Source organism: Vibrio sp. SCSIO 43140, assembly GCF_023716585.1.
GTDB classification, from domain to species: Bacteria; Pseudomonadota; Gammaproteobacteria; order Enterobacterales; family Vibrionaceae; genus Vibrio; species Vibrio maritimus_B.
In genome coordinates this window covers 1,472,373-1,485,717 of the sequence record NZ_CP071850.1, presented here as the reverse complement: position 1 = coordinate 1,485,717, position 13,345 = coordinate 1,472,373, and the positions used below count along the sequence as shown (strand labels likewise).

Here is a 13,345-nt window from a genome sequence, read left to right as displayed (position 1 = left end):
TTTAGCTACGCTTTTCTTGTTAAATCAGTCTACTATGCCTTGAAAGAGAGCGGGATCTCCGCAAGCTGCGTACCTTGGTTCAATGGGTATACTAGGTACTCGCCGTGGTATTTCACTTTAGACTTATAATCGGTGACTTTATGAAGCATAAAGCCCGCTTCATAAGCCTTGGTAATAAACTCTGCGTGGTTACCGCGGATAAACCAGCTCATCGGTTTAATGAGGTTCTCGCCTTCAAAACAGTCATCACATTGGTTAGCGCATACCGCAAACGAGTTAGCGCCATCGGTAAAGAACTGCACTTTGCTGCCATCTGTCAGCACTTCTGAAGTACATACACCCCAACCTGCCGCTTCCATATCGTCAATAAACTGCTCAATCATTTTGTCTGTAATTGGAACGATGTCGCCACCAAAAAAGCCATCATAATAAGCAGAAATGCGCTTAAAGGTCGGCTCTAACATAGAATCGTTGCCCTTTGAACGTCCTGTTTTTTGCCATTGAACTAAGTTGGCACTGGTCGCCTTACCAAAACGTTGAGTCTTAATCGCACGAGTCACCCACCTTACAAGGAAGTGATTGTTCGTTACAGGTGAGTTAATTAGCTTACCTGAGGCGTGCTCTGCCGCTAACTCTTCTAAAGCTGAGTTCACGACCATTTGAATTTCTGAATAATATGCAGACATTATGCTTTCTTTCCCAACGTCCAATACAAGGCGGCGGATAATACCGAACAAATTGCCATTAATGCAATCATTGGCCACTCAGTGCCACCTGGTAAAAAGGCAACAATCGCCCCAACAACAGAGCCAGTACCAAATCGCAACGTACCAGCGAGTGACGACGCCGTGCCCGCCATGGTTGGATAACCACTTAGTAATAACCCCATGGCGTTACTGCCGATCGTCGACAGGGTGCCGACAAACAGCATCACAAACGGCACAATGCCCCAGATACCAAGTTCGAACACACCGCTCACCAGAAGCCCCATACCAGCAAACAGCTGAACACCGATACCAAAACGTAGCATTCCATGCAGTCCGACTTTCTTAACCAGACGACCATTGATACTCGTCATGATAATCATAGTCACAATATTAAGGCCGAACAGATAGCCAAATTGATCTGGCGATACGCCATAGATATCAATATAGACAAATGATCCAGCGGTTAAGAACGCGAACATCCCGGCAAACGAAAACGCGCCAGAGAAAATAAGCCCCATCGCGACCGGATTTTGACAAAGGCGTAAATAGTTTTTGATGGTCGTTCGAAAACGCAGCGGCTGCCTGTTTTCTGGTGCCAGCGTTTCCGGAATTTTCCATAGCACAGCAGCAATCACCACCACAGAAAAGCCTGTGAGTACCCAAAAAATAGAACGCCAGCCAAACCAAACAGCCAGGTGACCACCAATCATAGGAGCAACCAAAGGTGCCAGCGTGATAACAAGCGTAACGAACGACATAGTGCGCGCGAAATCTTCTTTATCGAACATATCACGCACGACGGCCTGAATGATCACCGCCGCCGCAGCACCAGCAAAACCTTGTGCAGTACGGACCAGCGTCAAAGACTCAATACTGGTTGTCGTCGCACAGACGGCCGACGCAACGCCAAAAAAGAATACGCCAAATAACAGGATTGGTCTTCGACCAAAACTGTCAGCAAGCGGACCATGCAAAAGCTGTCCAATAGCAAACCCAGCGGTATACACAGTTAACGTGATCTGCACAGCACCAGCAGTGACACCCATATCCTGCGCGATGTTTGGCATCGCAGGGAGGTACATGTCAATCGCCAGCGGCGTCAACGCGCCAATAGCGCCAAGCACTAAAAACAGTAACAAACCAAGTTGAGGTGTATTGGGCTGCGATGTGGTTTGAGAACTCATATCGCTCCTAACAAAACGTCGATGAGCCGCATTCCTTGCTTTTATGCTCATGTTTTACTCAACTTCCCGTTGAGTGAGAATGGTTGTGAAAAGGGTCGCGAGGATAGGAAGGTCGTCAGCGCAAAACCAAAACGGTGCTAGTGCTGATTAAATTGAAGGCTCGCGACCATTGCATTCACAGGGTGAATCTAAACTTTGTAAATCAAACTATTAGTATTACTTTTTCCAGACTGAGTCAATTTCTTCTTGAGTGAGATAGCGATACTCGCCAGGCTCTAGCATATCATCCAAAACGATGTCACCAACGCTCTCTCGGTGCAAACCTTCAACCTTGTTGCCAAGTGCCGCAAACATGCGCTTAACTTGGTGGTATTTGCCCTCGTGAATCGTCAGTAGGACTTCTTTATCGTCGATAATCTCAAGCTGTGCCGGAAGGGTCGGCGCTTTTTCATTTCTGAGCTCAATCCCCTCTTCAAACGCTTGCTGGTAATTTGGCTGAACAGGGTCTGCCAACCAGACTCGATAAGTCTTCGCACACTTGTGTTTTGGTGAGGTGATTCTGTGAGACCACTGGCCGTCGTCAGTGATTAAAACCAAACCTGTTGTATCCACATCTAGTCGACCAGCAAAGTGAAGGTTTTCCATCTTCACTTCATCGAGCAACATAAAAGCGGTATGGTTAAAACCATCTTCATGAGAACAAACAAAGCCATCTGGCTTAAATAACATAATGTAGCGAGGGCCTTGCATACGAACCTCACGATCCTGCCACTCGACACTGCTCTCTTCAGTAACCTTGAATGCACCACTCTTTTGAATCACACCATCTACGGTCACATCACCAGATTTGATGATTTTTGTGGCTTCTTTACGTGTTGCGCCTAACGCGTCACACAAAAACTTATCTAAACGCATGAATACCTCGTTTTCATTTCGTGGGGTATTATAGAGGGGTTTTTCAAAATGTAGAGTAAAACTGAGCCGTATGTACACGCTTCGACCTTATCAAGCCGACTCCGTTAAAGCCGTTATCCATTATTTCCGTAAGAATGATACGCCCGCCGTTATCGTGCTCCCAACTGGAGCCGGTAAAAGCTTGGTCATTGCTGAACTCGCGCGTCTCGCGCGTGGCAGAGTATTAGTACTTGCCCATGTGAAAGAGCTCGTTGAGCAAAACCACGCTAAATATGAAGGATACGGTCTTAAAGGCTCTATTTTCTCTGCCGGTCTTGGACGTAAAGAAACCTCTGAGCAAGTTGTCTTTGCGTCTGTACAGTCTGTGGTCCGAAACCTAGATGCGTTTGCTAATCAGTTTTCACTATTAGTGATTGACGAGTGCCACCGCGTACCAGAAACCAAAACCTCCAGCTACCAAAAAGTGATTAGCCACTTATGCGAGATTAACCCTGGCATTAAGATCCTTGGGCTTACTGCGACGCCTTACCGACTCGGAGTGGGTTGGATCTATCAATACCATACCAAAGGTTTGGTTCGAAGCGACGAACCCCGCTTCTTTAAAGACTGTATCTTCGAGCTCCCTATTCAATACTTGCTCGACGAAGGTTTTCTCACCCCCGCCAAATTGATCGATGCCCCTGTGCTAAGTTATGACTTCTCGCAGTTAAAACCCACCAGCATGGGGAAATACAAAGAATCGGAGATGGACTTGGTCATCGAGCAGTCCAAACGCGCGACCCCACAAATCGTTGAGCAGATCATCCGCTACAGCCAAGACAAACAAGGCGTGATGATTTTTGCTGCAACCGTGCGTCACGCGCAGGAAATCCTCTCTTTATTACCTGAGGATTCTAGTCAAATCGTCATCGGTGATACACCAACACCTGAGCGCGACGACATTATCAATCGATTCAAACAACGAGAGATAAAGTTTTTAGTCAACGTATCGGTACTGACCACAGGCTTTGATGCGCCGCATGTTGATTTAATCGCGATTCTTCGACCAACCGAGTCGGTCAGCCTGTATCAACAGATTGTTGGTCGTGGCCTTCGACTTTCTGATGGTAAGACCGAGTGTTTGGTACTTGATTATGCGGGCAACACGTATGATCTCTACCAGCCCGAAGTCGGAAATCCAAAGCCAGATTCAGACTCAGAAATCATCACGATTCCCTGCCCTGCCTGCGGCTTCAACAACGACTTCTGGGGCAAGCTCGATGCCAACGGCTTTTTGATTGAACACTTTGGCCGCAAATGCCAAGGCTACTTTACCGATGAAGAGACCGGCGAACGAGAGCACTGCGACTACCGATTTAGAGCTAAGTACTGCAATGAATGCGGCGCTGATAACGACATTGCGGCGAGAATTTGTCACGAGTGCGATGCAACTTTGGTCGATCCAGATAAAAAGCTGAAAGAAGCCCTCAATCTCAAAGATGCTCTGGTGTTCGAATGTGTTGATATGAACCTTCAGGTCCACAAAGACGACAAAGGTAAAAGCAGCCTTCGAGTCAACTATATCGGCGATAATGATGCGCAAGTCAGTGAGTTTTGGTCTTTGACGACGAAAAAACAAAAACAAACCTTTTTATCTAAGTTTGTTCGTCCTCATTTAGCCGACAAACATAGGGAGTTTGATGCCACATCGCCGACCAAGGTGGTCAACAACCAGCACAGATTCAGATTACCTGCGTTTGTCATCGCCCGTAAAAGCGGACGTTTTTGGAAAATGCGCGATAAAGTATTTGATGATGAGTTAAACTAAAAAACCGTTCAGGTTTGATTCATATTTCACGTTTTATATTAATACCATGTTCGATAATGCTGAGATCTTGCTATGCCTAACCAAGTGAATAAAGCCCTTGCCACACTTGCTGTTTTTACCTCAATAGCGACACCGCTGGTTGCTCATGCAAACTTTTTTTCTGACAGCCCAAGCGGCCATGAACTCGTTCAAGATGTTGAAACGGGCGATACGCGTATTGAGTTTGAAGAAGATCAGGACGAGGTCTATGAAGCGGTTCAGCAAGGTCTTATTAAACCTTTTTCTGAGCTGTTTGCGACAGTTGAAAACGACCTTAACGGTCGAGTCATCAAGGTCGAACTTGAAGAAGACGATGATGAGTGGATCTACGAGCTAAAACTTTTACATGACCAGGACATCATTAAAGTCGAATACAACGCGGCAACACTGGAGATGATGGAGATCAAAGGCCATAATCTACAACGAGTTATCAAGAAATAACGTCACCAATAAAAAGAGAAAAATAATGAAAATTCTTGTTGTTGAAGATGACCCTAGGTTGGGCGAACAAATTCTAGAAACTCTTGAAAGTGCCGGCTGGGTGCCTGAACTGGCTCAAGACGGTATTGATGCCCTCTATCGTGCGACTTCTGAAGAGTGGGATGCCATCGTTCTCGATTTGGGTCTGCCAAAGATCGACGGTCTTACGGTACTAAAAGGCATTCGAGATGAAGGCATCAATACACCTGTCGTCATCCTCAGCGCACGCGACACCCTAACACAGCGTGTCGAAGGGCTTAACGCTGGTGCTGATGATTATCTAACCAAACCATTTGAAATGATTGAGCTCATTGCCCGTATTCGCGCACAGTTGCGCCGCGCATCCGGTAATGCTTCACCCCTTATGCAGATTGGCGATCTTAGTTTAGACACACGTACATCTAAAGTGATGTGGCAAGGCAATGCAGTGAGTCTTACCGCCCTTGAATACAAAGTTGTCGCTTACTTTATGCATAATGCCGACAAAGTCATCTCGCGCACAGAGCTTGTCGAGCATATCTACAAGCAAGACTTTGACCGCGACTCCAACACCATAGAGGTGTTTATCGGACGCATCCGTAAAAAGATTGCCCCAAACGTTATCAAGACCGTTCGAGGCCTTGGGTATCAGTTGAATGCCTAACCTTTCCAAAGAAAAACTACGCCAAGGCGTCAAAAAGCTCAGCCTCAAGACTCGCCTACTCCTTGCTGCAACCCTCTGGTTATCAGCGATGACCATAGCGGCGGGTGTATCCATACCGGGACTAGTGCGAGATTACTTAATCAGTGATCTCGAGATCCAACTTGGTCACGCGATGGATGAAATCGCTGCTAACTTAGAAGTTGATGACCAAGGTCAACTGGTGCTGGCGACTCGCTTATCCGATCCTCGCTTCAATCAGCCATACAGTGGACTTTACTGGCAAATCAACACAAAGAGCGACTCATTGCGGTCGCGCTCATTGTGGGATAAAACACTCCAAACTAAAGGTAAAGACAAACGCCCCCACTACTTTGGTGCAAACAATGAAAAGCTCATCGCTATCAAACGAACTTTATTCTTACCTGATGTAAGTGACGGCGTCACTATTGTTATTGGACAAGATGAAGACCCAATAGATGATACCCTTGAATCTCTAACTGGCGAGCTATGGCTCATTCTCGGCGTCATGGTACTAGGCATACTCGCACTTATCGTGGGTCAGGTCAGCTGGTCTCTAAGACCACTAGGCAAAATGCAGCGGGAGTTAAAACGGTTACGAACCGCAGAGCAGCATTCATTAGACGAGCAGTATCCAAAAGAAATTGCACCTTTAGTAAAAGATCTTAATTCTCTATTATTCCATTACCAAGAGCTGTTGGAGCGAGCCAGACACCACGCCGGTAACCTATCTCATGCCCTAAAGACACCATTGTCTGTACTTAAAAACGAGCTTGAGAGCTTGTCAGAGGAAGACCGCGCCAAGCTACAACCGCAAATCACACAGATCCAAGCTCAGATTGATTACCACTTGGGACGCGCACGCATGGCGGGTGCAATGAACATCCTTGCGGTAAAATCGTCACCTAGCGAGCGTGTCGACGCCATTTCTCTCGCGTTTGACAAAGTCTACGCTGAGCGTGAAATCGCGCTGATTAGCGAGCTTGATACCGATCTTGAGGTAGCCGTAGAAAAAGCCGACCTAGACGAAATGCTCGGTAACCTACTCGAAAACGCATACAAATGGAGTGACAGTTTAATCCAAGTTCACTCTAACGATATTGATGATTCTGAGGTAGAACTCATTATCGAAGATGACGGACCGGGCATTCCATTAGAGCAATGCCGTGAGGTAACCAAGCGCGGTGTTCGCCTTGATGAAAGCACCCCAGGTACAGGTCTTGGTCTCAATATCGTCTCTGAAATGGCGCACAGCTATCGTGGCCAACTGGAGCTAGGCGAGAGCAAAATGGGCGGATTGCGTGCAGTTCTTAAGCTAAAGCGAGCAAAGGGCGAAAAATAGTAGAGTTATAAGCAATTTGCTATTGCCGAGCCCCACTATGAATGTTAGTATCCGCGCTCGTTTTGAGAGTATCTTTACGATCACTCAAAGCGATTAAAGTTTTGACTAGGTCGCTATGTCAAAACGTATTTGTTAATTTTACTATTTTGAGAGTAAAAACTATGAAATTCGAAGCAGTAGTACGTACTGAACTAGGTAAGGGTGCGAGCCGCCGCCTACGTCACGCTGGTCAATTCCCAGCAATCGTTTACGGTGGTGAAGCAGCACCTGTATCAGTTGCTCTAAACCACGATGACATCGTAAACCAAATGGACAAGCCAGAATTCTACGAAGGCATCACTCTAGTGGTTGCTGGCGAAGAAATTAAGGTTAAGCCACAAGACGTTCAACGTCACGCGTTCAAGCCAAAAGTTGAGCACATGGACTTCATCCGCATCTAATTCCCCTACCAAGGAATTAATCGGATTTAATCCAAACCTTATGCATAGAAAGATTCTCGGCCTTACCAACCAAGAATTTTAAAAAATTCGAAACCCCGATGCTACCAACATCGGGGTTTCACCGTTTTAGAAAAGAGAAAAACTCCCTTAATTCCTTATCAATGCGCACGTTTTTCCCTGACACTTCTTTGTTGTGCCATTGTGATGAGCACCCTACTCGATTTGATTAAGACTCTTTCACTTCAAATGCCTACCGCCATCAAGATGCAGCGTTCTTCCCGTCATATAGTGGCTTGCCAGAACAAACTTAATCCCATCTATCACTTCCTCAAAACCGGCTTCTGCAGGGATCAGAGCTTTTCGCAGAGCTTTAGCTTTGTAATCTTCATCGTCATGTTCATTGAACTTGAGCATGGCCGGAGAAATAGTATTAACTTTGACCTTGGGTGCCAGCATTGCGGAGAACGATAGCGTCAAGTTGTTGAGTGCTGATTTACTGGCGGCGTAAGCGATGTGTTTTTTACTGCCTTTTTCTGCAACATAATCACTGATGTGAATTATGTCTGACGTTGTATCGCCGGACATGAGGTGGTCTTTGAGTGTCAGATTCACCAAGTAAGGCACGGTTGCGTGCACGGTCATCATTTGGTGGATAATTCTTGCTGCTTTGTCACCGGGATTTTCCTTGCTTTCCGGCTTCCAATCGGAAGCATTGTGTATGATGGCTCGAAGTACTTTGTACTCTTGCCGTACATAGTCAAGAAAGGCCTCTAGGCTGTTTTCTTGATAGAAGTCTACCTGCTGAAGATCAGCACCATGGTCACGGAGGTGTTGCAGTTGCGGATAGTCAGTTCGGTAGGTGCCCACCACTCGGTATCCATCGGACAAAAGCTGCTGAGCAAGCGCAAAGCCCAGTCGCTTCCCCACACCGGTTACTAGAATCGTTTCACTCATCGCAAGAACTCCGCTCTGGTTTGGGGGTTGGTTTTGAAGGTGCCACCGAGAGCGGTTGTTGTCGTTTCAGAGTTGGCATCCATGACGCCTCTGGATTTGACGCAGTAGTGTGTCGCTTTGATAGTGACAGCGACATTCTCTGTTTCTACTAACGTCTGTATGGCGACTAGGATTTGCTGAGTGAGTCGCTCTTGGACTTGAGGGCGCTGTGCAAAGAATCGAACGATTCGGTTTATTTTAGACAACCCAAGTATTTTTGATTTAGGGATGTAAGCGACCTGCGCTAGCCCATCGATGGTAATGAAATGATGTTCGCACGTTGACGTTAAATCGATATCCGACACATTGACCATCTCGTCGACCGACATCTTGTTATCTATGACACTTATTTTTGGAAAGTTGTCGTAGTCCAGACCCGAGAAAATCTCGTGCACGTACATCTTCGCAATGCGATGCGGCGTTTCTGCAAGACTATCGTCGGTTAGGTCAAGTCCGAGGGTACTGACGACTTCCGTTAGGAGCCCTTTGATCCTGTTGTATTTTTGATCACTGCTCATTTCACTCGACGTCATTGGAGTTTCAAGTCCTTTCGCGATGAGGGCTTCTCTCACTCTATTTGCTTCGATACTAGGCATTAGAACTCTCCTCGGACAGTTTCATTATCTGCTTCATAACTCAAGGTAAGCGAGACGGAATCTGCAAAACGTAACGCATGGGGTTTGTCTATCGTTACCTTCGCGTATCGTACCCACGAGTGGTCGATACAGATCCCGAGTACGTCGCTGGTGAGTTTTTCTAGAAGTAAAAACTTCCCGGATTCCACATGCTGAATGATTTTCTTACAGATGTTCTTGTAATTGAGAGCGTTTTCCACGTCATCAGCAAGGCAAAGTTTGTTAGCTGGATAATGGATTTCTGCGTTTATAACGACGTCTTGCTGCTTCGTTCTCTCATCCTCATTAAAACCGATAAAGGTTCGTAGTCTGAGGTTCGTGATGGTAATGATCGCGTTGTTATTCATTGTAATTTCCACTCATCAGAAGATGATGTCGGTTACGTGCCGGCTTTAGGAAAAGATCAAACAGGGCGCCAGCAACAAGGTGGTCTGACGACTATCTGAGGAACTACATGACTAGAAGAGATTAAGCTCAAAAGGTATCACTCGTGTTTTCTGGCTCGACTGACCGAAGTTCTTCCAAATTTGCTGAAATGAGATAGATAGAGTGGGATGAAGTTCCTTCGCTGCAATATCAACCAAAGGGCGTAATACAAACGCGTACTCAGTGATCTCACCTCTTGGCAGCTCCACCCCATCAATAATGCCAACTTTTTTGTCATAAAGGAGGATATCGATGTCGAGCGTACGTGATACATACGCTTTCGTCTCTCGCTGGCGCCCGTTGTCTCGTTCAATTTGCCTTAGAAATCTTGCCAACTCAGCTACAGACTGGTCGCACTCAAACCCAACGACTAGATTGAGAAAATTACCTCCTTCGAAACCAACGGGCTCGCAGTCATAAAACCGGGATATAGACAGGTTTGAAAATCGATTGTTAAGTGCCCGAATGGACTCTGTGATGTGATGTTCGCGGTTGATATTACTCCCAATACTGACATAGACGGTCGCCATTGTGCTTCTCCTTTTTTGCCTTTGGTTACGACACTGGGAGCGAGGACGATCAACAACGCAACCCGCAACTTGCAACCAAAGTGACGTCATAAGCACTATCACCCGTTGTTGATTTGAAAGTACGTCGCGTTTACTTCAGATGATTCAGCAACAAAGCCATACACAACATCAGACAGATATTGAGTGAGCTGTTACCATTTAGAGGTGCCACGTATCTTTATAATCATCTGTTTTATATAGGTCTTTCCCAATTGAGACAAATTAATCACTCCTATAACTGCTCCAATTATTGGACAACCAACCCTTTGATTTAGCTATGCATTAAAACACCTACCACCAAGCCTAAAAACACTATATATGTGCGAAAATTAACAAGGGAACTCAAGTTCATATTAACTCTCATCTCTTAAACGAGAAATGAACACATTGAAACCAGAGAAGGAACACAAAATATGACTCATTCAAAAATGGAATGATAGGTTTCCATAATTATTATTTTCATCAATTAAAAACAGGCGTAGTGTTTCTAGCCAAGGAAATGTAGTAATAAATCTACATATTCTAGGTGATAAATACAGTGGGTAACATTTTCTCAATACTAGCCCAATGTATTTATCTTGTGTAAAAAGAGGATTACTGATGCATTCCAACATCTCCAGCAAGAGCATTATCCTTGCAGGCAACAGGATGCTATACAGCCAAATGGTTTTTGGTTCTATCACTCTTTTGTATCTAATTGTCTTCAAAAGTAAGTTGGATATTGAGTCTGCATTTATTGGAATAAGCATAGCAATTGCACCCTTATTTATGGGAACAAGAGTTGCATCTTATAAAGCGAAGCGTAAGCCCGAGTACAGTCTTAAAGATCTGTTGAAGTTGAGTCGTAATATAAAGGTGATCTACACGATAGTGATGTTCATTTTTACATTCCGATTTATGGCGGTGAATCAACACATGGTTCTCGCCGCCTACTGCATAACCGTTCTAGGCTTGTTTTTGAGTCCAATGTTCAAGGAGCAGCAGTAATCAAATAACAGAGGAATGCCTAATGGAGAACGTTCAATCTGCGCATGACTATATTGAACACCATTTAACGTTCTGGACAGTAGGAGATGGCTTTTGGGGCATTAACCTAGACTCAATGCTCATGGTTTGGATACTAGGAATCACCTTTATCCTAGGCTTTCGATACGCAGTATCCAAAGCAACCAGTGGAGTGCCTAGTCGACTGCAAATGCTAGTTGAGTTGGTTTTCGAGTTTGTTGACGGGTTAGTAAAAGAGATCTTTCAGGCGCAAGACAAATTAATTGGACCATTGGCGTTGACCATTTTTGTCTGGGTTTTCTTAATGAATGCTATCGATTTGTTGCCTATTGATTTTGTTCCAGCATTTACTCGTGTGATTGGATTAACTCACTTTAGAGATCTTCCATCTGCGGACGTAAATATCACTATGTCTATGGCGTTGGGTGTATTCATACTTGTGTTGGGTTATACATTCAAACATAAAGGTATTAAAGGGTTTATTAAGGAGCTCACTACACAGCCTTTTTCTAGTCCACTTTTGTATCCAGTGAACTTAGTACTTGAATTAGTCACTTTGATTTCCAAGCCTATTTCATTAGGGCTACGACTATTCGGTAACATGTACGCAGGTGAGATGATATTTATTCTTATCGCATTGATGCCATGGTGGATGCAGTGGGCACTAAGTGTTCCTTGGGCTCTATTCCATATTTTAATCGTTGGATTACAAGCGTTTATTTTTATGGTTCTCACCGTCGTATATATGGGTATGGCAGTGGAAGAGCACCACTAACTCTTTATTAAACATTTAATTTATTTAATCAATTTCAAACAATTATAGTCGGGAGTCGTTATGGATATTGTAAGTGCTGTTTTATATGTAGCAGGTGCACTTTTAATTGGTCTGGGTGCTGCAGGTGCGGCAGCTGGTATCGGTAACTTAGCAGGTAAATATTTAGAAGGGGTCGCTCGCCAACCGGATCTTACTCCAATGTTACGTACCCAGTTCTTCATTATGATGGGTCTAGTTGATGCGGTACCGATGATTGGTGTGGGTATTGGTCTCTATATCATCTTCGCAGTGGCTTAATTATATCTTTTTCATAAGTAAACATTGATGAGGATGTTATGAACCTAAACGCAACCATGCTAGGTCAAGCAATCTCCTTCGTTATCTTTGTTTGGCTGTGCATGAAATATGTCTGGCCACCTTTGGTAACACTGCTTGACGAGCGTAGAGATGAAATAGCGACAGGTATCAAGAATACCGAAGCTGCAGCAAAAGAACTTGAACTAGCAAAAGCAAACGGTGAATGCATCGTTGCAGAAGCGAGAGAAAAGGCACAAGCCATTATCGAACTGGGACAACAACGTCAAAACCAGTTAGTCGAGGAAGCAGCAGAGTTAGCTCAGAAACAAAAAGCCAAGATCATTGCTGAAGGTAAAGCCGAGGTTGAAAGCGAAAAGAGCAAAGTGCGCCAAGAGCTGAAATCAGAAATGGCTGATCTAGTTATCGAGAGTGCAAGCAAACTGATTCGCAAAAACCTTGATTCTAAGAGTAACCGTGAGCTTGTTGAGCACATGATTAGTGAAATGTAGAGGTAAATCAGATGAGTGACTTTGCCTCAATCGCAGGACCGTATGCCAAGGCTGCTTTCGACTTTGCTTTAGAAGAAGCACTGCTCGATGAGTGGGGGCAAACATTCGGCTTGTTAAAAATGGTGGTATCGCAGCCCGCAGTCATCGAGGTGATTGAAGACCTTGAAGAGGAAAGCTCAGAGCAGGTTTTACTCGACATGATTCTTTCGACATGTGACGAGTGGCTGAGCCAATACGTGAAGAATTTTCTACGTGTTATGGCAGAAAACAAGCGTCTCAAATTGCTCACGACGACGGTAGATCTGTTCTTTGAAATGAAAGCCGAGCATGAAAAAACGATGGATGTCGTTGTGTGCACAGCAGAATATCTAGAGCAAGACCAAATTACAGACATGAAGAATGCGCTTGAAGCCAAATTTGGAAAGTCGGTAACCATAGAGCAAAAAATTGATCCTTCCCTTGTGGGTGGGGTGATGATTAAAGCTGGTGAGCAGGTGTTAGATGGAAGTATTTACTCTTCTCTTCACCGACTTGCTGTCAACCTACACGCTTAGTAGGGGA

The 13,345-nt window shown here is 45.0% G+C and carries 17 protein-coding genes; 10 read left to right on the top strand and 7 right to left on the bottom strand.

From position 1 onward, the window contains the following. Nucleotides 1–32: 32 nt before the first annotated feature. The 3 genes from J4N45_RS07005 to rsuA all read right to left on the bottom strand — a co-directional run bounded on the left by J4N45_RS07005 (nucleotide 33) and on the right by rsuA (nucleotide 2,806). Nucleotides 33–686 carry a DUF2913 family protein gene (locus J4N45_RS07005; protein WP_252014264.1) on the bottom strand — a complete coding sequence of 218 codons (654 nt, stop codon included), beginning with the start codon at nucleotides 684–686 and terminating at the stop codon, nucleotides 33–35. After that, the gene (locus J4N45_RS07000; protein WP_252014263.1) at nucleotides 686–1,891 is read right to left on the bottom strand and encodes a Bcr/CflA family multidrug efflux MFS transporter; all 1,206 of its coding nucleotides are present in this window, start codon (nucleotides 1,889–1,891) and stop codon (nucleotides 686–688) included. The genes J4N45_RS07005 and J4N45_RS07000 overlap by 1 nt, the downstream gene beginning before the upstream one ends. A 216-nt stretch (nucleotides 1,892–2,107) precedes the next feature. Further along, entirely contained in the window at nucleotides 2,108–2,806 is a 699-nt protein-coding gene (gene rsuA / locus J4N45_RS06995; RefSeq protein WP_252014262.1) for a 16S rRNA pseudouridine(516) synthase RsuA, read from the bottom strand. 70 nt (nucleotides 2,807–2,876) lie between these two features. On the opposite strand from rsuA, the gene radD reads away from it, so the two are divergent. The 5 genes from radD to rplY all read left to right on the top strand — a co-directional run bounded on the left by radD (nucleotide 2,877) and on the right by rplY (nucleotide 7,575). Continuing rightward, nucleotides 2,877–4,613, top strand: coding sequence for a DNA repair helicase RadD (gene radD / locus J4N45_RS06990; protein WP_252014261.1), 1,737 nt, complete (start codon nucleotides 2,877–2,879; stop codon nucleotides 4,611–4,613). Between the two features lie 72 nt (nucleotides 4,614–4,685). Then, a complete protein-coding gene (locus J4N45_RS06985) occupies nucleotides 4,686–5,093 on the top strand; it encodes a PepSY domain-containing protein (protein ID WP_252014260.1) in 408 nt (135 codons plus the stop codon). A gap of 25 nt (nucleotides 5,094–5,118) precedes the next feature. Beyond that, nucleotides 5,119–5,775, top strand: a complete 657-nt coding sequence (locus J4N45_RS06980; protein ID WP_128649432.1) for a response regulator transcription factor — start codon at nucleotides 5,119–5,121, stop codon at nucleotides 5,773–5,775. Next, nucleotides 5,768–7,135 (top strand): ATP-binding protein, encoded by a 1,368-nt coding sequence (locus J4N45_RS06975; RefSeq protein ID WP_252014259.1) that lies wholly within the window; start codon nucleotides 5,768–5,770, stop codon nucleotides 7,133–7,135. The genes J4N45_RS06980 and J4N45_RS06975 overlap by 8 nt, the downstream gene beginning before the upstream one ends. Before the next feature lie 161 nt (nucleotides 7,136–7,296). Then, nucleotides 7,297–7,575 (top strand): 50S ribosomal protein L25, encoded by a 279-nt coding sequence (rplY, locus tag J4N45_RS06970; protein WP_042498373.1) that lies wholly within the window; start codon nucleotides 7,297–7,299, stop codon nucleotides 7,573–7,575. Nucleotides 7,576–7,812: 237 nt separating this feature from the next. On the opposite strand, the gene folM is transcribed toward rplY, so the two are convergent. From folM to folK, 4 genes are all read right to left on the bottom strand, one after another. Continuing rightward, the gene (gene folM / locus J4N45_RS06965; RefSeq protein WP_252014258.1) at nucleotides 7,813–8,529 is read right to left on the bottom strand and encodes a dihydromonapterin reductase; all 717 of its coding nucleotides are present in this window, start codon (nucleotides 8,527–8,529) and stop codon (nucleotides 7,813–7,815) included. Further along, nucleotides 8,526–9,164, bottom strand: coding sequence for a GTP cyclohydrolase I FolE (folE, locus tag J4N45_RS06960; protein ID WP_234493920.1), 639 nt, complete (start codon nucleotides 9,162–9,164; stop codon nucleotides 8,526–8,528). The genes folM and folE overlap by 4 nt, the downstream gene beginning before the upstream one ends. Further along, nucleotides 9,164–9,550 (bottom strand): dihydroneopterin triphosphate 2'-epimerase, encoded by a 387-nt coding sequence (gene folX, locus J4N45_RS06955; protein ID WP_252014257.1) that lies wholly within the window; start codon nucleotides 9,548–9,550, stop codon nucleotides 9,164–9,166. The genes folE and folX overlap by 1 nt, the downstream gene beginning before the upstream one ends. Before the next feature lie 111 nt (nucleotides 9,551–9,661). Beyond that, nucleotides 9,662–10,159, bottom strand: a complete 498-nt coding sequence (gene folK / locus J4N45_RS06950; protein ID WP_252014256.1) for a 2-amino-4-hydroxy-6-hydroxymethyldihydropteridine diphosphokinase — start codon at nucleotides 10,157–10,159, stop codon at nucleotides 9,662–9,664. 639 nt (nucleotides 10,160–10,798) lie between these two features. Here folK and J4N45_RS06945 point away from each other — a divergent pair. Genes J4N45_RS06945 through J4N45_RS06925 form a run of 5 tightly spaced genes read left to right on the top strand, consistent with a single transcriptional unit; the run spans nucleotide 10,799 to nucleotide 13,338 of the window. Beyond that, the gene (locus J4N45_RS06945; RefSeq protein ID WP_252014255.1) at nucleotides 10,799–11,185 is read left to right on the top strand and encodes an ATP synthase subunit I; all 387 of its coding nucleotides are present in this window, start codon (nucleotides 10,799–10,801) and stop codon (nucleotides 11,183–11,185) included. A 22-nt stretch (nucleotides 11,186–11,207) separates the two neighbouring features. Next, on the top strand, nucleotides 11,208–11,978 hold the full coding sequence (gene atpB / locus J4N45_RS06940) for a F0F1 ATP synthase subunit A (RefSeq protein WP_252014254.1): 771 nt from the start codon (nucleotides 11,208–11,210) through the stop codon (nucleotides 11,976–11,978). 60 nt (nucleotides 11,979–12,038) lie between these two features. After that, nucleotides 12,039–12,275 carry a F0F1 ATP synthase subunit C gene (gene atpE / locus J4N45_RS06935; RefSeq protein ID WP_004727739.1) on the top strand — a complete coding sequence of 79 codons (237 nt, stop codon included), beginning with the start codon at nucleotides 12,039–12,041 and terminating at the stop codon, nucleotides 12,273–12,275. A 38-nt stretch (nucleotides 12,276–12,313) separates the two neighbouring features. Then, complete coding sequence (locus J4N45_RS06930) at nucleotides 12,314–12,784, top strand: F0F1 ATP synthase subunit B (RefSeq protein WP_252014253.1); 471 nt, start codon at nucleotides 12,314–12,316, stop codon at nucleotides 12,782–12,784. Nucleotides 12,785–12,795: 11 nt separating this feature from the next. Continuing rightward, nucleotides 12,796–13,338, top strand: coding sequence for a F0F1 ATP synthase subunit delta (locus tag J4N45_RS06925; protein ID WP_252014252.1), 543 nt, complete (start codon nucleotides 12,796–12,798; stop codon nucleotides 13,336–13,338). The last annotated feature ends 7 nt before the right edge of the window (nucleotides 13,339–13,345 follow it).

What these genes read in the sequence shown, in the direction of transcription:
- J4N45_RS07005 (WP_252014264.1), bottom strand. Translation starts at nt 686, where the DNA reads ATGTCTGCATATTATTCAGAAATTCAAATGGTCGTGAACTCAGCTTTA.
- J4N45_RS07000 (WP_252014263.1), bottom strand. Translation starts at nt 1,891, where the DNA reads ATGAGTTCTCAAACCACATCGCAGCCCAATACACCTCAACTTGGTTTG.
- rsuA (WP_252014262.1), bottom strand. Translation starts at nt 2,806, where the DNA reads ATGCGTTTAGATAAGTTTTTGTGTGACGCGTTAGGCGCAACACGTAAA.
- radD (WP_252014261.1), top strand. Translation starts at nt 2,877, where the DNA reads ATGTACACGCTTCGACCTTATCAAGCCGACTCCGTTAAAGCCGTTATC.
- J4N45_RS06985 (WP_252014260.1), top strand. Translation starts at nt 4,686, where the DNA reads ATGCCTAACCAAGTGAATAAAGCCCTTGCCACACTTGCTGTTTTTACC.
- J4N45_RS06980 (WP_128649432.1), top strand. Translation starts at nt 5,119, where the DNA reads ATGAAAATTCTTGTTGTTGAAGATGACCCTAGGTTGGGCGAACAAATT.
- J4N45_RS06975 (WP_252014259.1), top strand. Translation starts at nt 5,768, where the DNA reads ATGCCTAACCTTTCCAAAGAAAAACTACGCCAAGGCGTCAAAAAGCTC.
- rplY (WP_042498373.1), top strand. Translation starts at nt 7,297, where the DNA reads ATGAAATTCGAAGCAGTAGTACGTACTGAACTAGGTAAGGGTGCGAGC.
- folM (WP_252014258.1), bottom strand. Translation starts at nt 8,529, where the DNA reads ATGAGTGAAACGATTCTAGTAACCGGTGTGGGGAAGCGACTGGGCTTT.
- folE (WP_234493920.1), bottom strand. Translation starts at nt 9,164, where the DNA reads ATGCCTAGTATCGAAGCAAATAGAGTGAGAGAAGCCCTCATCGCGAAA.
- folX (WP_252014257.1), bottom strand. Translation starts at nt 9,550, where the DNA reads ATGAATAACAACGCGATCATTACCATCACGAACCTCAGACTACGAACC.
- folK (WP_252014256.1), bottom strand. Translation starts at nt 10,159, where the DNA reads ATGGCGACCGTCTATGTCAGTATTGGGAGTAATATCAACCGCGAACAT.
- J4N45_RS06945 (WP_252014255.1), top strand. Translation starts at nt 10,799, where the DNA reads ATGCATTCCAACATCTCCAGCAAGAGCATTATCCTTGCAGGCAACAGG.
- atpB (WP_252014254.1), top strand. Translation starts at nt 11,208, where the DNA reads ATGGAGAACGTTCAATCTGCGCATGACTATATTGAACACCATTTAACG.
- atpE (WP_004727739.1), top strand. Translation starts at nt 12,039, where the DNA reads ATGGATATTGTAAGTGCTGTTTTATATGTAGCAGGTGCACTTTTAATT.
- J4N45_RS06930 (WP_252014253.1), top strand. Translation starts at nt 12,314, where the DNA reads ATGAACCTAAACGCAACCATGCTAGGTCAAGCAATCTCCTTCGTTATC.
- J4N45_RS06925 (WP_252014252.1), top strand. Translation starts at nt 12,796, where the DNA reads ATGAGTGACTTTGCCTCAATCGCAGGACCGTATGCCAAGGCTGCTTTC.